The following is a 16,810-nucleotide window of genomic DNA, read 5'->3' as shown; positions in this document are numbered from 1 at the left end:
ACACCAAGACCGACACACTGTCTCCAGGATAAGCACGCAAAGTGAATAACGGGTTCTTTCATTTGCTTAATCCATGAGCCAGCAGCTGAACAAAGCAGTGATTATGTTGTCGGATTGCCTGAGTTTCCATTAAAATGGATCGGATCGATATAAGCACACAAAGGGGGAAGTGCTTACTTATTATGAAACATAAACCACAGATGATGAAAATGCGTTGGTTGGGTGTTGCGGTGGTGTTATCACTGTATACCTCATCGGCACTGGCCTTTAACATCGACGATGTCGCAAAACAGGCAAAATCGATGGCAGGCAAGAGCTACGAAGCGCCGAAAAGTAACCTGCCCTCCGTTTTCCGCGACATGAAGTATGCGGACTATCAGCAGATCCAGTTCAACCACGATAAAGCGTACTGGAACAACGTTAAAGCCCCGTTCAAGCTTGAATTTTATCATCAGGGTATGTACTTCGACACGCCTGTTGCCATCAATGAAGTGACGGCGACCGCGGTACGTAAGATCAAGTACAGCCCGGATTACTTCAATTTTGGCAATGTGCAGCACGACAAAGATACGGTGAAAGACCTGGGCTTCGCAGGCTTCAAGGTGCTTTACCCGATCAACAGCAAAGATAAAAACGACGAAATCGTTAGCATGCTTGGCGCCAGCTACTTCCGCGTGATTGGCGCGGGCCAGGTGTACGGGCTTTCTGCGCGCGGTCTGGCTATTGATACCGCGCTGCCATCAGGTGAAGAGTTCCCGCGTTTCCGCGAGTTCTGGATTGAGCGTCCAAAACCAACGGACAAACGTCTGACTATTTATGCGCTGCTGGATTCCCCACGCGCAACCGGTGCCTATCGCTTTGTGATTATGCCAGGTCGTGACACGGTCGTTGACGTGCAGTCTAAGGTTTACCTGCGTGACAAAGTGGGCAAACTGGGCGTCGCTCCGCTGACCAGTATGTTCCTGTTTGGGCCGAACCAGCCGTCACCGGCAACCAACTTCCGCCCGGAACTGCATGACTCCAACGGTCTGTCTATTCATGCTGGTAACGGTGAGTGGATCTGGCGTCCGCTGAATAACCCGAAACATCTGGCGGTCAGCAGCTTTGCGATGGAAAACCCGCAGGGCTTTGGCCTGCTGCAACGTGGCCGTCAGTTCTCTCGCTTTGAAGATCTTGACGACCGCTATGACCTGCGTCCAAGCGCCTGGGTTACGCCGAAAGGCGACTGGGGTAAAGGCAAGGTAGAGCTGGTTGAAATTCCAACCAACGACGAAACCAACGACAACATCGTCGCATACTGGACGCCGGATCAGCTGCCGGAAGCCGGTAAAGAGATGAACTTCAAGTACACCATTACCTTCAGCCGCGACGAAGATAAGCTGCATGCGCCGGATAACGCGTATGTGACGCAGACTCGCCGCTCTACGGGTGACGTGAAGCAGTCTAACCTGATCCGTCAGCCTGACGGTACGGTAGCGTTTGTCGTGGACTTCACCGGCCAGGATATGAAGAAACTGTCTCCTGATACTGCGGTGTCGGCCCAGGCCAGCATCGGTGACAACGGTGAAATCGTAGAGAACACCGTGCGTTACAACCCGGTAACCAAAGGCTGGCGTCTGACCCTGCGCGTGAAAGTGAAAGATCCGAAACAGACCACTGAAATGCGTGCTGCGCTGGTCAGTGAAGATCAGCCGCTGAGTGAAACCTGGAGCTACCAGCTACCTGCCAATGAATAATACATCTGAATATATTGATGCCATGCCGCTGACGGATATCGAAAAAGCGGCGCTGCCTAAGAGCGACATCCGCGCGGTTCACACCGCGCTGGATGGCGAACATCGTCAGTTTTCCCGTGATGATGATACGCCGCTGGGGTCAGTCAAGGCGCGTCTGGAGCAGGCCTGGCCGGACTCGCTGGCAGAAGGGCAGTTGATTAAAGACGACGAAGGACGCGATCAGCTTCAGGCGATGCCGAAAGCGACGCGTTCCTCAATGTTCCCCGATCCATGGCGCACCAACCCGGTTGGCCGCTTCTGGGATCGCCTGCGCGGGCGTGACGTCACGCCGCGCTATCTGTCGCGCCTGACGAAAGAAGAGCAGGCCTCCGAACAGAAATGGCGTACCGTGGGGACAATTCGCCGTTATATCCTGCTGCTTCTGACGCTGGCGCAGACGGTTGTCGCGACCTGGTATATGAAAACCATTCTGCCTTACCAGGGCTGGGCGTTTATCAATCCGACGGACATGATGGGCCAGGATCTCTGGGTCTCCTTCATGCAGCTGCTGCCGTATATCCTGCAGAGCGGCATTCTCCTGCTGTTCGCGGTCCTCTTCTGCTGGGTATCTGCCGGTTTCTGGACCGCGCTGATGGGCTTCCTGCAGCTGCTGATGGGACGGGACAAGTACAGCATTTCGGCGTCAACGGTCGGGGATGAACCCCTCAATCCCGAGCACCGTACCGCACTGATTATGCCTATCTGTAACGAAGACGTTGACCGCGTATTTGCGGGGCTGCGTGCAACCTGGGAGTCCGTAAAGGCAACCGGTAATGCGGCGCATTTCGACGTTTACATCCTGAGTGACAGTTACAACCCGGATATCTGCGTTGCAGAACAAAAAGCCTGGATGGAGCTGATTGCAGAAGTGCAGGGCGAAGGACAGATCTTCTACCGCCGCCGCCGCCGTCGCGTGAAGCGTAAAAGCGGCAATATCGATGACTTCTGCCGCCGCTGGGGTAACCAGTATAGCTACATGGTCGTGCTGGATGCTGACTCCGTCATGAGCGGTGACTGCCTGAGCGGTCTGGTGCGTCTGATGGAAGCCAACCCGAACGCGGGGATCATTCAGTCTTCGCCAAAAGCATCCGGCATGGACACCCTGTACGCGCGCTGCCAGCAGTTCGCCACCCGTGTTTACGGCCCGCTGTTTACCGCCGGTCTGCACTTCTGGCAGTTGGGTGAGTCGCACTACTGGGGCCACAACGCCATTATCCGCGTGAAGCCGTTCATCGAACACTGTGCGCTGGCGCCGCTGCCGGGCGAGGGTTCGTTTGCCGGTTCGATTCTGTCGCATGACTTCGTGGAAGCGGCGCTGATGCGTCGTGCGGGCTGGGGCGTCTGGATTGCCTACGACCTGCCGGGATCGTACGAAGAGCTGCCGCCGAACCTGCTGGACGAGCTCAAGCGCGACCGCCGCTGGTGTCACGGTAACCTGATGAACTTCCGCCTGTTCCTCGTAAAAGGGATGCATCCGGTTCACCGTGCGGTGTTCCTGACGGGCGTAATGTCTTATCTCTCCGCACCGCTGTGGTTTATGTTCCTCGCGCTCTCCACTGCGCTGCAGGTCGTCCATGCCCTGACGGAGCCGCAATACTTCCTGCAACCGCGCCAGCTGTTCCCGGTGTGGCCGCAGTGGCGTCCGGAGCTGGCGATTGCGCTGTTTGCTTCCACCATGGTGCTACTGTTCCTGCCTAAGCTGCTCAGTATCATCCTGATCTGGTGCAAAGGCTCGAAAGAGTACGGCGGATTCTTCCGCGTCACCCTTTCGCTGCTGCTGGAAGTGCTGTTCTCCGTGCTGCTTGCGCCGGTGCGTATGCTGTTCCACACCGTGTTTGTGGTCAGCGCGTTCCTGGGCTGGGAAGTGGTCTGGAACTCACCGCAGCGTGATGACGACTCCACGCCGTGGAGTGAAGCCTTCATGCGCCACGGCTCTCAGCTGCTGCTGGGCCTGGTGTGGGCGGCCGGGATGGCCTGGCTGGATCTGCGCTTCCTGTTCTGGCTGGCGCCGATTGTCTTCTCGCTGATCCTGTCGCCGTTTGTGTCCGTGATCTCCAGCCGTTCAACGGTAGGGCTGCGTACCAAACGCTGGAAACTGTTCCTGATCCCGGAAGAGTATTCCCCGCCGCAGGTGCTGGTGGATACCGATACCTATCTGGAGCAGAACCGTAACCGCACGCTGGACGATGGCTTTATGCACGCCGTGTTTAATCCGTCATTCAACGCTCTGGCGACGGCAATGGCCACCGCGCGCCACCGCGCAAGCCAGGTGCTGGAGATTGCCCGCGATCGTCACGTTGAGCAGGCGCTTAACGAGACTCCGGAAAAACTCAATCGCGACCGTCGTCTGGTGCTGCTGAGCGATCCGGTCACGATGGCAAGACTTCACTATCGCGTATGGTCCGCTCCGGAGAAGTACTCTTCGTGGGTGAACTACTACAAAGAGCTGAAGCTGAACCCGCTGGCGCTGAAGGCGAAGTAAGCGGTTAAGCAAGGCGGGTAAGCAAAGCGCCACCCGTCAGATAAAATACCGGCTGTGAGGCCGGTATTTTTTTAGAGGTTACTGATGAAAATAATCATCGTCGTCATGATGGCATGCCTGCTGAGCGGCTGCGGCAGCATCATCAGCCGCACTATTCCAGGTCAGGGCCATGGCAACCAGTACTACCCGGGCGTAAAATGGGATGTCCGTGATTCCGCATGGCGTTACCTGACGGTGCTCGATCTGCCGTTCTCGCTGATTTTCGACACGCTGTTGCTGCCCATCGATGCCAGCCACGGCCCGTACGAGTAGCGTAAATTAACGCTCGTCCCATTCATCGGCTGCGGTTTGACCTTCTTCCGTATCCAGCGGTGGCTCGAGCTGAAATTCGCCCTCATCCCACTCGTGCAGCGTATTCTCCTCCAGCCATTCCTGGCGTAACTCGATTTCATCATAGTCGCCATCAAACACGGCCTGCGCACCTGCACCGCTCAGGACCGGCAAACATTCTCCTTCTTCGCCTTCATCGGCAAAGAATTCGGCCTGCCACATAATATCCCCATCCTGCAGAACATATTTTTGGATATTAAGTTGTTGCACGTCAGCATCTTCTTCCTCAACGCCGGGATTATCGGCAAGGAACTCTTCACGAGCGGCATCAATAGCTTCTTCCAGCGTGGCGTACATGGTCATTGGTGTCTCCCTGTTTTCCAGAAGGTTTCAGGGAAAGAATAGCTGAATATCAGATTCTGCAAGTATGAATGCGAAAATAAGCCGTCAGGCGTTCTTCTTATTCCGTCACCGGCCGTAACGCGCGGGATAAACTGAACCAGGAGTAAATCGCGTTGAACAGCACCACGCCTGCCGTCACGATAAAGACGGCGCGAAAACCGAAGCTGGCGGAAATACCCGCCCCGAGAAGCGGCCCGGTGACGTTACCGATATCGCGAAACGACTGGTTATAGCTAAAGATACGCCCGGCAATCTGATTCGTGGAGTTGTAGACCAGCAGGGTCTGTACGGCGGGCAGCAACGCTCCGTCGGCGGCGCCCAGCAAAAAGCGAAGCACGCCCAGCTGCCACGGAGAGTGCACCATCGACATGGGGATAAGCAGCAGGACGGAAATGATCAGTGCGCAGATCAGGATCTTTTCCGGGCCGACCCGGTCACCCAATTTCCCCAGTCTCGGTGCGCTAACCAGCGCCGCCACGCCGGGCACAGAGGCAATCAGTCCGCTGATAAACGCAATATTGCTGACGTTACCCGCCAGGTCGCGAACGTATAGGGTGAGAATAGGAGCGATCGATCCGGTTGCCACCTGAATGATCAATGTCGTTACGAATAGGCTCAGCACCAGTCTGGGATTTTTAAGCGAGGTCAGCACGTCTCTGGCGTGAAGCATCTCTTTTTTGGCGACGGCCGTAAATTTTTCACGGATGCATACCAGGGTGACGATAAAGCACAGGAACAACACGCTGGCGGTGATGAAAAAGACCGGGCGCAGGCCGTAGTTATCCGCCAGTAATCCCCCCGCCAGCGGCCCAAGCAGGGCGCCGCTCACGCCACCGGTTGAGAGCGTGCCAAGCGCCCAGCCGCTCTTATGGCGAGGAATTTGCGTGGCGATCAGGGCGTTCGCGTTGGGAATAAATCCGCCCAATAAGCCCAGCAATGCGCGCAATATCAGGAACTGCCAGACGTTCTGCGCCACGCCCATCAGCGCCATGATAATCGCCATCCCCAGCGCTGAACGCAGCAGCATGATTTTACGTCCCTTGCGGTCGGCAAGGCCGCCCCAGAAGGGCGAGGCAATGGCGGAAAAGAGAAACGTGATGCTGAATACCAGGCCAGACCACATGTTGAGTGCGCTATGGCCCGTCACGCCCAGCTGTTCGACGTAGAGCGGCAGGAAAGGCATGACCAGGCTAAACGCCGCGCCGGTAAGAAAACAGCCAAGCCACGCAACCGTGAGGTTACGCTTCCAGTTTATGGGGGCATCTGAGGGTGTCATAACAATCCGAATAGTGAGGTGCAGAGCACCTGAGGCATGAAGTAATAAGCCTGCTAATTATGCGCCTGGGTTATGATTGCCGCAATGAGGGGGAGCTTTTAAAGCTAAAATAGCATGCGGCCCTGAGGGCCGCATGAGGATCAATAGCGGGAAGGCGTGCCTTCTGGCCGCGTTTTAAAGCGTCGATGCAGCCACATGTACTGCTCGGGTGCCAGCATGATGCACTTTTCCACAACGCCGTTCATCCAGCGCGCGGTAGTTTCCGCATCTTCCAGCGGCGGCGCGAGTTCCGGCTCAAGCATCATCAGCTCGTAGCCTGAGCCATCCGGCATACGGCGGGGAACAAAGGGAACGATGGCGGCTTTGGACATCCGCGCCAGCATCCAGGTGCCGGTCGTGGTGGCGGCCTCATCAACGGCGAAGAAGGGGACAAAGACGCTGGCCTGGGGGCCATAGTCGTGATCGGGGGCATACCAGACCACTTCACCGGACTTCAGCGCGCGGATCATGCCCTTCAGATCCTTACGGTCGATCATGCTTTTGTTGGAGCGCATGCGGCCATTGGTCTGGATGAGGTCGATAACCGGGTTGTCGTTAGGACGGTAAACCCCGATGCCGGGCGCCTGCATGCCAAACATACGCGCCCCGATTTCGAGCGTCAGGAAATGGACGCCGATCAGCAGCACGCCGGTCTGATTGGCCTGAAGCGTATGCACCGGCTCCATGCCGGTGCCTGTAACCTTGCTCCAGCGGGCCATACGTTTGTCCGACCAGAACCACGCCATTCCGGTCTCCATGAGACCCATGCCGACGGATTCGAAATTCTTCGAGACCATATCATGGCGCTCTGCCTCGCTCATCTGCGGAAAGCACAGCTCAAGGTTACGATACGCGATGCGGGCGCGGCGCTTCATAAGCGTTTGCGCGAGTCGGCCTAATGATGTACCTAACCGGAAGATAACAGGGTAGGGAAGCTGTACCAGTAGCCATAAAAAGCCAATGCCAAGCCAGGTCATCCAATAGCGGGGGTGCAAAAGGGCGACGGTAAATTTTGGTAACTGGGTCATGTCTTTCCTGTGTTCAAACGTCCTGTTTCGCTATTGTCGCATTTTTTGAGACGTAGCCAAAATATCTGCCGTCGAAACCTGCACGACGACGGCGATTGTTAAGCCTGATTCATCAGGGTGTGTGAAATGTAGCGTAAATTGTGTGGATGTAAATTGGTTTTGTTTGCTATATGATGCCGACCGATTTTTCATTCTCTCTGACGATTGCAGGACTTGTACACCATGCCAGTGTTACACAACCGCGTTTCGAATGAGATGTTAAAGGCGCGCATGTTGGCTGAAACCGAACCGCGCACGACCATCTCCTTCTACAAATACTTCACTATCGACGATCCGCAGGCGACCCGCGATGCGCTTTATCAGTCCTTCACGGCGCTGAACGTATTCGGCCGCGTCTACCTTGCCCGCGAAGGGATTAACGCGCAGATCAGCGTGCCGGAAAGCAAAGTGAATGCGTTCCGCGACGCGCTTTATAGCTTCGATCCTGCCCTCAACGGCTTACGCCTGAACATTGCCCTGGATGACGATGGAAAATCGTTCTGGGTGCTGCGCATGAAGGTGCGTGAACGCATCGTGGCGGACGGTATTGACGATCCTGAGTTTAACCCGGCGGACGTCGGCGAATATCTGAAGGCCGCGGAAGTGAATGCGATGCTGGACGATCCGGATGCCGTGTTCATTGATATGCGTAACCACTACGAGTACGAAGTGGGGCATTTCGAAAACGCGATGGAGATTCCGGCCGATACCTTCCGCGAGCAACTGCCTAAAGCGGTGGAGATGATGCAGGAGCATAAGGATAAAAAAATCGTTATGTACTGCACCGGCGGTATCCGCTGCGAGAAGGCCAGCGCGTGGATGAAGCACAATGGGTTCAACAAGGTCTGGCACATTGAAGGCGGTATTATCGAGTACGCCCGCCGCGCCCGTGAGCAGGGCTTACCGGTACGCTTTATCGGTAAAAACTTCGTCTTTGACGAGCGCATGGGCGAGCGCATTTCTGAAGATGTGATTGCCCAGTGCCACCAGTGCGGCGCGCCGTGCGATACCCACACCAACTGCAAAAACGACGGTTGCCACCTGCTGTTTATTCAGTGCCCGGCCTGTGCCGAGAAGTTTAACGGCTGCTGTAGCGAGCTGTGCAGCGAAGAGAGCGTCCTGCCGGAAGAAGAGCAGCGTCGTCGTCGCGCGGGGCGTGAAAACGGTAATAAGATTTTTAATAAATCACGCGGCCGTCTGAATACCAAACTGGGTATTCCTGACCCGGAATGATAATAACGCCCGGCACGGCGAAAGCCTGCCGGGCGAATCTATTACGACTTCTGCTGCACACCTTCAACGGAAATAACCAGCTCAACGTCCTGCGACGCCGGGCCTAAATCCGTTGTGATATTAAAATCTTTCAGGTGAATTTTACCCGCCGCTTCAAAACCTGCGCGTTTTCCGCCCCACGGATCGTCGCCCTGACCGATCAATTTCGCATCCAGAGTCACGGGTTTAGTTACGCCATTCAGCGTCAGATTCCCGGTAATAGCCAATTTATCACCGTCTTTCTTAACTTCCGTGGAGGTGAAGGTGGCCTGTGGGAATTTTGTGACGTTGAGGAACTCTGCGCTGCGCAGGTGTTTATCGCGCTCAGCATGGTTCGTGTCGACGCTGTTCGTATTAATGGTCACATTGACTTTATCTGCCGCAGGATTTTTCTCGTCAAAAGTAAATGTGCCGTCGAAATCTTTAAAGGTGCCGTACAGCCAGCTGTATCCCAGGTGCTGAATGCGGAAATTGACGAAAGCGTGCTGGCCCTCTTTATCAATTTTATAGTCAGCCGCTACGGCAGAACCGGTGGTGAATAACAGAGAACCGAGGGCAATACCCAGCAGGTGTTTTTTCATTTTATGCTCCAGAGTCAACTGACGAGCGGCCAAGCATGCGCTTAAGCGTATCGTCTTTATCAATAAAATGGTGTTTAAGGGCGGCGAGCCCGTGCAGTACGGACAGGATCACCACGCTCCAGGCAAGCCAGAGGTGAATGACGCCTGCCGTATCGGCCTGAGCCCCGGCATCGCTGAGCGTTGCCGGAACCTCGAACAGGCCAAAAACGCTAATCGGTTTGCCGTCTGCCGTTGAAATGAGATAGCCGCTGATAAGAATGGCGAAGAGCAGCGCGTAGAGCGCAATATGCGCGGCAACGGCGCTGACTCGAGTTATTTTTCCGTATGTCTTTAGTGGCGCGGGCGGTGGGGAAATATGTCGCCAGATAGCGCGAAATACCAGCCCCAGCATCAGCAGAACCCCGATGCTTTTATGCAGCTCGGGTGCCTGATGATACCAGCCATCGTAATAGCTGAGCGTGACCATCCAGAGTCCAAGTCCGAACATACCGTAGACGGCAATGGCAAATATCCAGTGCAAACTTATGGATATTATTCCGTAGCGCCGGGAGGAGTTACGCAATTGCATCAGAATGTCCATTTTCAAATTAACCGAAAGGTAAAAATGAACGGGAAGGCGCGATATTGCAACTGAAATAATTGACTATTGATTTTTATTTTATTTATTTCAGCGATTTTGAAAAGAAACGGCGAGATTAATTCAATGGCTTCGTGCAAGACGTATTTAGCAGAAGAAAAAATCTTAAATAAACATAAAGTAACGTCAGTTAACGTCAATTGTCACTTTCAATAAAACACAATGTAAATAACATCAACGATAGCGAGCAGCGCCCACAATAAGATATAGAGCATAAAGTGTTCGCGAATGTTATTGATGAGGAAATCCACTATCCTGCGCATAACGCCCCACAATTGAGTACGAAGAAAACGGGCCCCGATGCCGCCGGAGCCCGTGGCCGATTATCCGTTAAAACGCGAGAGTGAGAACGGCGTCAGATCAAACTGCGGCGTGATACCCTGGGCGAACTGCGCGGCGATTTCACCCAACACCGAAGCGAACTTAAAGCCGTGGCCACTCAGCCCGGTAATCAGCAGGGTGTTGTCATGTCCCGGCAGCGTATCAATGATAAAGTCTTCATCCGGCGTGTTGTCATAGGTGCAGGCCGCGCCATAAAGCAGGCCACCGACGCCCGGGAGAATATTGCGCAGGAACGAGAAGGCTTCGGAGCCGTCCTGCGGGCAGGCGCCAAACGGCTTGCGCTCCTCAGGTGAGGAGATGACCTGCCCGCCGTTGTGTTTTCCAATCTTGAGGGCGTCCTTCTCGGAAGGGAAACCGTAGAACTGATCGCCGTTGGGTAACTCGCCGGTAAAGGCCGGGAATTTATTTTGCGCGCTGTAACGCCCGTCAGACTGGAACCAGGAGAAGACCTTGCGTACCGGCTGGATCGGCAGGTCCGGGAGCAGGCGGGTAACCCAGGTTCCTGCGCTAATAAGCAGGCGGGAAGCCGAATATTCCCCGTCTACGGTTTTCACCGTAACGCCGTTTGCATCATGCGTGATGGCCTCTACGGGGCAATTGAACAGCTGCGCACAGCCCGCTTTGGCGGCAAGATCGACCCAGGTTTTGATCGCCGTTTCACAGTGCAGCACACCGGAGTTGGCTTCAAAGAGGCCGATATAATCCTCCGGGACAGTAATTTCAGGCCAGCGCGAGGTAATGGCCGCCGCGTCCAGCTTCTCAACGTCAAGATTAAAGGCTTTCGCGCTGCGTTCGACGTTGGCGAGAAATTCTGAACGGGCCGGACCGAGGTTGATGATCCCTGTGCGTTCGAAAATGCGCTCTTCAGTCTGTTTCGCCAGCTCGTCCCACAGCGTCTGGGCGCGAAGCACCAGCGGAACGTAGCGCTCCCCCTCGCCATAGGCATGGCGAATGAGACGGGTGTCGCCATGATGGCTACCTTCGCTATGCGGCGGCAGGTGGGCGTCAATCATCAGGACGTTTAGCCCTGCCTGCGTTGCGTAATAACCGGCGGCCGATCCAACGGAGCCGCTACCAATAATGATTAAGTCGTATCTCATATGCATCTCGTAAACTTACGGTTTGTTAGCAGAGTAATTAACAACGCGGGCGTAAACAAGCGGGAAATAAATAAGGCACCGCGAGGGTGCCTGTTGAGTGAAAAGTGGGCATAAGGTTAGTGCCGTTTATACTCATTTTCCTGATAGTCGCCAGATTCTATTTTTGCAATGCCTGCCTCTAAAATAGAAATAAACTGACGGGCGACGTCTGTTGTTAGCCACAGCGTCTGTCCCACTTCCGCTTCGTCACGGTTGAGTTGATTTGGGGTCTGGTAGTGCAAACGCAGCATCAGTGCATCGTAGCTATCTACGGTACTGATATCCCAGCCTACAAGCGGATGGGTCTGGATGACTTCGTTATTCTTTTCCATTATAACCCCCTTAATGCGTGTTAGAAGACAACGGCTCTGAGGTTCAATGCATGTTTTTCTGAAAGCTTCTTCAGTATACCAAGTAATAAGGGTTCCAAAGGGAAAAATAAACAGGTAGCAACACATTTTTCTGCTTTTTAGGATTGTTCGAACAATAAAACACCATCTCGTTCACGATTTTTTAAGAACACGCTGAATTAATTTGAACTTTCGAAATTACAGGCAAAAAAAAGCCGGGGCGACCCGGCAAAAAACACAATGAGGGAGCAGTGTTAATCGGTAATGAACCAGTCGTCTGCGCTTTCCCACGTTTCCTGCAGGATTTCGCTGATGCGATCTTTATCTTCTTTTGCGGCACCCATGACGGAGAGGTTGTTCGCTGCGGCGTAACGCACCGTTACGGCGCCCGCGTTGTCGGGAAAGGTGTTGTTAATACGACGGGATAATTCGCCTGCCAGAGCGTCAAGCGCGCCGGCAGGCAGAACGGTAGTTTTGGCTATGGTGACTTCAATACGCATAAATGCCCCCTGTGTAATATACTGTTTATTTATACAGGCATATTATCGGTTTGACAACAAGGGGCGTTGATTTTTTAGCGTTTTACCGTCCAGCTTACGGTTTCACCTGCCAGGAAGGGGATCAGCGTGTCATCCGTCAGCGCGATAGACTCCTCAACCTGGCTCGCTTTGCGCTCCAGCTCAATGAAGGTGTCATTGACCGGCAGGCCGTAGAAGCGCGGGCCGTTGAGGGAGCAGAACGCTTCGAAATGTTCCAGCGCGTTCATCTCTTCAAATACGGTTGCGTAGCTGGCAAGCGCCGTTGGGGCGTTGAAACAGCCCGCGCAGCCGCAGCTTGCCTCTTTGCGATGGCGGGCGTGAGGCGCGGAGTCTGTGCCCAGGAACGCACGCGTGAATCCGCTGGCGACCAGCTCGCGCAGCGCCTGCTGGTGAACGTTGCGCTTGAGGATCGGCAGGCAGTACAGGTGAGGGCGCACTCCGCCCACCAGCATATGGTTACGGTTAAACATCAGATGCTGTGGGGTGATGGTCGCAGCGATCAGCTCGTTACCGTCGCGAACATACTCTGCCGCGTCTTTGGTGGTGATATGCTCAAAGACCACCTTAAGCGCCGGCAGGCGCTGGCGCAGGGGCTCCATCACGGTTTCGATAAAACGGGCTTCACGGTCGAAGATGTCAATCTCCGCATGCGTTACTTCACCGTGTACCAGCAGCGGCATGCCCAGTTTCTGCATGCGCTCCAGCACCGGCATGATGGCATCAATACTGGTGACGCCGTGGCTGGAGTTGGTGGTGGCGTTCGCCGGGTAGAGTTTCGCCGCCGTAAATACGCCTTCGTTAAACCCGCGTTCCACTTCGTTCGGATCCAGTGAATCGGTCAGGTAGCAGGTCATCAACGGGGTGAAATCATGTCCCGCCGGAACGGCATCCAGAATGCGCTGACGGTAGGCAATGGCGGCATCGACGGTGGTGACTGGCGGAACCAGGTTTGGCATGACAATCGCGCGGCCATAAATTTCACTGGTATAGGGCACGACGGTTTTCAGCATATCGCCATCGCGCAGATGGATATGCCAGTCGTCTGGGCGGCGGATTTTAAGAACCTGGGGTTGTGCAGTCATGGAAGCTCCGGCTTGTCAGGAATCAGTCATAAGGATGGCTGTTTTTGCCGGACACAAATCATAAGCGGAAACGTTTTCGTTTGCACACTTTTCCGTAAAAAAAAGGGCGCCGCAGCGCCCTTCAGGTTAATCGGTGAAAGGAATAACGATCTCTCCCGGTTTCACCTCTATCCCTTTTGCGTATTTCTTCGCGAGGGCTTCACCCTTGCTGTTGTCTTCGCTTAAGACGTACGCCGGCTGCTGGTTAAAGTAGTTTCGCAGCGACTGGTTCAGATAGGGCATCAGGGTTTGCAGTACCGGCGCCATTTTGTCCGGCGAAACCTGCGCATCGACCACTTCCATCTCCTGCAGGAATATCGCTCCTTTCTCTTTGTTGAAAACGGGGAGCGCCTTCAGCTTGAGCTTGATGTTGGCTTTCTGATTGCCAAAAAGGGACGTCATATCAAGCGCGGCATCGCCTGCGAGAGTGACTTTATTCGGCTCTTCGCGACCAATCTGGCTGGTGAGATTGGTGAGAACGATGTGGGCATCGGCCAGCCCCGGCACGCCAATGTCTTTAGAGAAATTGTTATGTTTTTCCAGCGCCTGATTAATTTCCTGCTCACTGACGGTATATTGCGTAAGCTGGTTACAGCCCACCAGCAGACCGCTGACAACGAATGCCGCGGCTAAGACAATTTTCTTCATAGTGCTCCTCAACGAAAAATCGGCGCTTCTGTCCTGTTACGCCAGTATGTCAGCGTGAATGGGCAGAAACCAGCAGAAAAAACTGAGAAGTGGGGCGGGAGAGGCTCCCGCCCGAGGGAAAGGCTACGCGCCAGGCTCGAGCATGCCGCTCGCGCTGCGCTTCTGGCTGAACTGCCACCACAGGGCGAGAAGCGTCATGATGCCTACCACGCCGAGCATCATCCAGGGAAGTTCCGGCTGGTTAAGCGCTTTGCCGGCATCGAACAGCCAGCCGCCGCCGGCGTAACCCAGCGCACCGCCAAAGGCCAGACCCAGGCGGCTGAAGCCCATATAGCTGCCGCGCGCACGCGCATCAGCAAGCGAGGCGCTCAGCGTTTCGCGGGCGGGCTCGGCGATGATGGAGCCGATATAGAAGGTGCAGATCAGCGTAAAAAGCTGCTGAAGCGTGTTTACCAGACCGATCGGCATCATGCTCAGCGTCATCAGAAACAGCCCGGCCATCAGGCGATGCTCCAGGCGAAAACGCCGTTCACTCCAGCGGGCAATCGGATAAAGCAGCGTTAATGACAGACAGGCTTCAATGGCGTACATCCATTTTACGGCAGCAGGCGTGCCCGCAATATCGTTCACCATGATTGGCAGCATCAGCATCACCTGTACGGCGAGCATGTAATAGCCGGTCAGGGTCAACACGTAGGTGACAAAACGCCTGTCGCGCAGGACGCGTCCTAGCCCCTCCCGCACCGGGGCTTTTACCGTCGACAGCTTCCAGGCCGGAAGGTAGAGGCCGTTAAACAGGGCGCAAAGAATAAACAGCACCGCCCCGGCCGCGCAAACCAGACGGAAATCGTACTGCAGCAGCCAGCTGCCCAGCAGGGCGCCAACAACCGCCCCGGCGCTGTCCTGCATCATCAGAATGGAGAAGAAGCGGCCGCGGTGCTGTGGACGAATCAGCTTTACCACCAGCGCGGTGCGTGGCGGGTCAAACAGCGTGCCACCGATACCGGAGAGAAAGCAGGAGAACCACAGCAGCCAGGGCTCCTGGGCAACCGCCATCGTGGCAAAGCCTGCCGCGCGGAGCAGCATCCCGGTCACGATCATCGGTTTAGCGCCAAAGCGGTCGGCAATAGCCCCGCCAAAGACGCCCAGCCCCTGCTGGACAAACTGGCGTAACCCCAGGGCAATCCCAACCATTAATGCCGCCCAGCCCATTTGATCGACAAAGCGGATCGAGATGAGGGGGAACACGACAAAAAAGCCGAGCACGACCAGCATGTTATCGACGAGCAGGAAATATTTACCCAGGCTCCTGGCCTGTGATACGCGGGACATTTTCCCTCCAGGGAAAATAAGAAGGTGAGCACGCTAACATTCTGCGGTGTCGCCGCGTTTTTTCCCACCCCCGGGCGCGACAATATTTTTTTATCAAAACGGTGCTTTGATAGAGAGTTCTCATCGAAAAATGTGAAAAGAGGTCAAAATGGTATGTCACTGTTTTCACAGACGGCACGGGCGCAGGTATAGTAAAGCTAATGGGTAAGCTGAAGTGACGGGAAGGAGTGGTATTGATGTTTGGCTATCGCAGTAATGTGCCAAAAGTGCGTCTGACAACGGACAGGCTGGTCGTTCGTCTTGTGCATGAGCGTGATGCCTGGCGTCTGGCGGATTATTACGCCGAGAATCGCCAGTTTTTAAAACCCTGGGAACCCGTTCGGGATGAGAGCCATTGTTACCCCTCCGGCTGGCAGGCACGCCTCAGCATGATCGCTGAATTTCATAAGCAGGGCAGCGCGTTTTATTTCGCGCTGCTGGATCCAGAAGAGAAAGAGATTATCGGGATCGCCAATTTTTCAAACGTGGTGCGGGGATCGTTTCACGCCTGCTACCTTGGCTATTCCATCGGCCAGAAATGGCAGGGGCAGGGACTGATGTACGAGGCGTTAACGGTAGCCATCCGCTATATGCAACGCACGCAGCATATCCATCGCATTATGGCGAACTACATGCCGCATAATCAGCGCAGCGGGAATTTGCTGGCGCGTTTAGGGTTTGAGAAAGAGGGTTATGCCAAAGACTATCTGCTGATAGACGGAGAGTGGCGCGACCACGTTCTGACGGCATTAACCACCCGTGACTGGACCGCAGGTCGTTAAGGAGAAAAGATGAAGTATCAGCTAAACGGTACGGAAGCGCGCGTGATTGGGTGCTTACTCGAAAAACAGGTCACCACGCCGGAGCAGTATCCGCTCTCTGTTAACGCCGTGACCATGGCCTGCAACCAGAAGACCAACCGCGAGCCGGTGATGAATCTCAGCGAGCATGAGGTTCAGGACGTGCTGGATGCGCTGGTGAAGCGCCACTATTTGCGCACCGTCAGCGGCTTCGGCAACCGCGTGACCAAATACGAGCAGCGCTTCTGTAACTCCGAATTTGGCGATCTGAAGCTGAACAGCGCGGAAGTGGCGGTTATTACCACGCTGCTGCTGCGCGGGGCGCAAACGCCGGGGGAACTGCGAACGCGCGCTTCCCGAATGCATGAGTTCAGCGACATGCAGGAAGTCGAGCAGACCCTGGAAGGGCTGGCCGCGCGTGAGGATGGCCCTTTCGTGGTGCGCCTGGCGCGCGAGCCGGGTAAACGTGAGAGCCGCTACATGCATCTCTTCAGCGGCGACGTTGACGCCGCAAGCGTGGCGACGGAATCGAGCCCTGCAACCCGTGACGACCTTGCCGCGCGCGTAGAGGCGCTGGAAGACGAGGTGGCCGGGCTGAAACAGCGTCTGGATGCACTGCTGGCACATTTGGGAGACTAA

At 55.2% G+C, this 16,810-nt stretch carries 18 protein-coding genes; 6 read left to right on the top strand and 12 right to left on the bottom strand.

Annotated features, from left to right (window positions below):
- Positions 1-182 precede the first annotated feature (182 nt).
- From mdoG to ACTJI7_RS03900, 3 genes are all read left to right on the top strand, one after another.
- Positions 183-1,736, top strand: coding sequence for a glucans biosynthesis protein MdoG (mdoG, locus tag ACTJI7_RS03910; RefSeq protein ID WP_440669724.1), 1,554 nt, complete (start codon positions 183-185; stop codon positions 1,734-1,736).
- Positions 1,729-4,257: a glucans biosynthesis glucosyltransferase MdoH gene (gene mdoH, locus ACTJI7_RS03905; RefSeq protein ID WP_041910533.1), complete on the top strand. Its 2,529-nt coding sequence runs from the start codon at positions 1,729-1,731 to the stop codon at positions 4,255-4,257. Before mdoG ends, mdoH begins: the two co-directional genes overlap by 8 nt.
- A gap of 84 nt (positions 4,258-4,341) precedes the next feature.
- Positions 4,342-4,569 (top strand): YceK/YidQ family lipoprotein, encoded by a 228-nt coding sequence (locus ACTJI7_RS03900; protein ID WP_013097162.1) that lies wholly within the window; start codon positions 4,342-4,344, stop codon positions 4,567-4,569.
- Positions 4,570-4,575: 6 nt separating this feature from the next.
- Here ACTJI7_RS03900 and ACTJI7_RS03895 read toward each other — a convergent pair whose 3' ends face one another.
- The 3 genes from ACTJI7_RS03895 to ACTJI7_RS03885 form a co-directional block, all read right to left on the bottom strand.
- On the bottom strand, positions 4,576-4,950 hold the full coding sequence (locus ACTJI7_RS03895; protein ID WP_028012687.1) for a MysB family protein: 375 nt from the start codon (positions 4,948-4,950) through the stop codon (positions 4,576-4,578).
- 97 nt (positions 4,951-5,047) lie between these two features.
- Positions 5,048-6,265 carry a multidrug efflux MFS transporter MdtG gene (gene mdtG, locus ACTJI7_RS03890; RefSeq protein ID WP_192979238.1) on the bottom strand — a complete coding sequence of 406 codons (1,218 nt, stop codon included), beginning with the start codon at positions 6,263-6,265 and terminating at the stop codon, positions 5,048-5,050.
- Positions 6,266-6,405: 140 nt separating this feature from the next.
- On the bottom strand, positions 6,406-7,332 hold the full coding sequence (locus ACTJI7_RS03885) for a Kdo(2)-lipid IV(A) acyltransferase (RefSeq protein WP_028012689.1): 927 nt from the start codon (positions 7,330-7,332) through the stop codon (positions 6,406-6,408).
- Between the two features lie 222 nt (positions 7,333-7,554).
- On the opposite strand from ACTJI7_RS03885, the gene trhO reads away from it, so the two are divergent.
- Positions 7,555-8,604 carry an oxygen-dependent tRNA uridine(34) hydroxylase TrhO gene (gene trhO, locus ACTJI7_RS03880; RefSeq protein ID WP_192979239.1) on the top strand — a complete coding sequence of 350 codons (1,050 nt, stop codon included), beginning with the start codon at positions 7,555-7,557 and terminating at the stop codon, positions 8,602-8,604.
- 41 nt (positions 8,605-8,645) lie between these two features.
- On the opposite strand, the gene ACTJI7_RS03875 is transcribed toward trhO, so the two are convergent.
- The 9 genes from ACTJI7_RS03875 to mdtH all read right to left on the bottom strand — a co-directional run bounded on the left by ACTJI7_RS03875 (position 8,646) and on the right by mdtH (position 15,332).
- Complete coding sequence (locus tag ACTJI7_RS03875) at positions 8,646-9,224, bottom strand: YceI family protein (protein ID WP_028012691.1); 579 nt, start codon at positions 9,222-9,224, stop codon at positions 8,646-8,648.
- A gap of 1 nt (position 9,225) precedes the next feature.
- A complete protein-coding gene (locus ACTJI7_RS03870; protein ID WP_063942654.1) occupies positions 9,226-9,792 on the bottom strand; it encodes a cytochrome b in 567 nt (188 codons plus the stop codon).
- Between the two features lie 218 nt (positions 9,793-10,010).
- Positions 10,011-10,124, bottom strand: coding sequence for a YceO family protein (locus ACTJI7_RS03865; RefSeq protein ID WP_032644857.1), 114 nt, complete (start codon positions 10,122-10,124; stop codon positions 10,011-10,013).
- 60 nt (positions 10,125-10,184) lie between these two features.
- Positions 10,185-11,303 carry an N-methyl-L-tryptophan oxidase gene (solA, locus tag ACTJI7_RS03860; RefSeq protein ID WP_047368279.1) on the bottom strand — a complete coding sequence of 373 codons (1,119 nt, stop codon included), beginning with the start codon at positions 11,301-11,303 and terminating at the stop codon, positions 10,185-10,187.
- A gap of 116 nt (positions 11,304-11,419) precedes the next feature.
- On the bottom strand, positions 11,420-11,674 hold the full coding sequence (gene bssS, locus ACTJI7_RS03855) for a biofilm formation regulator BssS (protein ID WP_023299782.1): 255 nt from the start codon (positions 11,672-11,674) through the stop codon (positions 11,420-11,422).
- A 272-nt stretch (positions 11,675-11,946) separates the two neighbouring features.
- The gene (dinI, locus tag ACTJI7_RS03850) at positions 11,947-12,192 is read right to left on the bottom strand and encodes a DNA damage-inducible protein I (protein ID WP_028012694.1); all 246 of its coding nucleotides are present in this window, start codon (positions 12,190-12,192) and stop codon (positions 11,947-11,949) included.
- Positions 12,193-12,266: 74 nt separating this feature from the next.
- On the bottom strand, positions 12,267-13,313 hold the full coding sequence (gene pyrC, locus ACTJI7_RS03845) for a dihydroorotase (protein ID WP_028012695.1): 1,047 nt from the start codon (positions 13,311-13,313) through the stop codon (positions 12,267-12,269).
- Between the two features lie 126 nt (positions 13,314-13,439).
- The gene (locus tag ACTJI7_RS03840; RefSeq protein WP_028012696.1) at positions 13,440-14,000 is read right to left on the bottom strand and encodes a lipoprotein; all 561 of its coding nucleotides are present in this window, start codon (positions 13,998-14,000) and stop codon (positions 13,440-13,442) included.
- A 123-nt stretch (positions 14,001-14,123) separates the two neighbouring features.
- Positions 14,124-15,332 (bottom strand): multidrug efflux MFS transporter MdtH, encoded by a 1,209-nt coding sequence (gene mdtH, locus ACTJI7_RS03835; RefSeq protein ID WP_047364272.1) that lies wholly within the window; start codon positions 15,330-15,332, stop codon positions 14,124-14,126.
- A 236-nt stretch (positions 15,333-15,568) separates the two neighbouring features.
- Here mdtH and rimJ point away from each other — a divergent pair, with 236 nt between their 5' ends.
- Both rimJ and ACTJI7_RS03825 read left to right on the top strand, forming a co-directional pair.
- Positions 15,569-16,153 (top strand): ribosomal protein S5-alanine N-acetyltransferase, encoded by a 585-nt coding sequence (rimJ, locus tag ACTJI7_RS03830; protein WP_013097146.1) that lies wholly within the window; start codon positions 15,569-15,571, stop codon positions 16,151-16,153.
- Between the two features lie 9 nt (positions 16,154-16,162).
- Entirely contained in the window at positions 16,163-16,810 is a 648-nt protein-coding gene (locus tag ACTJI7_RS03825) for a YceH family protein (protein WP_047368280.1), read from the top strand.

It is taken from the genome of Enterobacter sp. 22499 (assembly GCF_052044815.1).
GTDB lineage: Bacteria > Pseudomonadota > Gammaproteobacteria > Enterobacterales > Enterobacteriaceae > Enterobacter > Enterobacter bugandensis.
Note: the sequence above shows the minus strand (reverse complement) of the source record. Positions and strands in the feature narration are given on the sequence as shown.

Coding starts and splice junctions, on each gene's coding strand:
- mdoG (WP_440669724.1), top strand. CDS start 183: ATGAAACATAAACCACAGATGATGAAAATGCGTTGGTTGGGTGTTGCG.
- mdoH (WP_041910533.1), top strand. CDS start 1,729: ATGAATAATACATCTGAATATATTGATGCCATGCCGCTGACGGATATC.
- ACTJI7_RS03900 (WP_013097162.1), top strand. CDS start 4,342: ATGAAAATAATCATCGTCGTCATGATGGCATGCCTGCTGAGCGGCTGC.
- ACTJI7_RS03895 (WP_028012687.1), bottom strand. CDS start 4,950: ATGACCATGTACGCCACGCTGGAAGAAGCTATTGATGCCGCTCGTGAA.
- mdtG (WP_192979238.1), bottom strand. CDS start 6,265: ATGACACCCTCAGATGCCCCCATAAACTGGAAGCGTAACCTCACGGTT.
- ACTJI7_RS03885 (WP_028012689.1), bottom strand. CDS start 7,332: ATGACCCAGTTACCAAAATTTACCGTCGCCCTTTTGCACCCCCGCTAT.
- trhO (WP_192979239.1), top strand. CDS start 7,555: ATGCCAGTGTTACACAACCGCGTTTCGAATGAGATGTTAAAGGCGCGC.
- ACTJI7_RS03875 (WP_028012691.1), bottom strand. CDS start 9,224: ATGAAAAAACACCTGCTGGGTATTGCCCTCGGTTCTCTGTTATTCACC.
- ACTJI7_RS03870 (WP_063942654.1), bottom strand. CDS start 9,792: ATGCAATTGCGTAACTCCTCCCGGCGCTACGGAATAATATCCATAAGT.
- ACTJI7_RS03865 (WP_032644857.1), bottom strand. CDS start 10,124: ATGCGCAGGATAGTGGATTTCCTCATCAATAACATTCGCGAACACTTT.
- solA (WP_047368279.1), bottom strand. CDS start 11,303: ATGAGATACGACTTAATCATTATTGGTAGCGGCTCCGTTGGATCGGCC.
- bssS (WP_023299782.1), bottom strand. CDS start 11,674: ATGGAAAAGAATAACGAAGTCATCCAGACCCATCCGCTTGTAGGCTGG.
- dinI (WP_028012694.1), bottom strand. CDS start 12,192: ATGCGTATTGAAGTCACCATAGCCAAAACTACCGTTCTGCCTGCCGGC.
- pyrC (WP_028012695.1), bottom strand. CDS start 13,313: ATGACTGCACAACCCCAGGTTCTTAAAATCCGCCGCCCAGACGACTGG.
- ACTJI7_RS03840 (WP_028012696.1), bottom strand. CDS start 14,000: ATGAAGAAAATTGTCTTAGCCGCGGCATTCGTTGTCAGCGGTCTGCTG.
- mdtH (WP_047364272.1), bottom strand. CDS start 15,332: ATGTCCCGCGTATCACAGGCCAGGAGCCTGGGTAAATATTTCCTGCTC.
- rimJ (WP_013097146.1), top strand. CDS start 15,569: ATGTTTGGCTATCGCAGTAATGTGCCAAAAGTGCGTCTGACAACGGAC.
- ACTJI7_RS03825 (WP_047368280.1), top strand. CDS start 16,163: ATGAAGTATCAGCTAAACGGTACGGAAGCGCGCGTGATTGGGTGCTTA.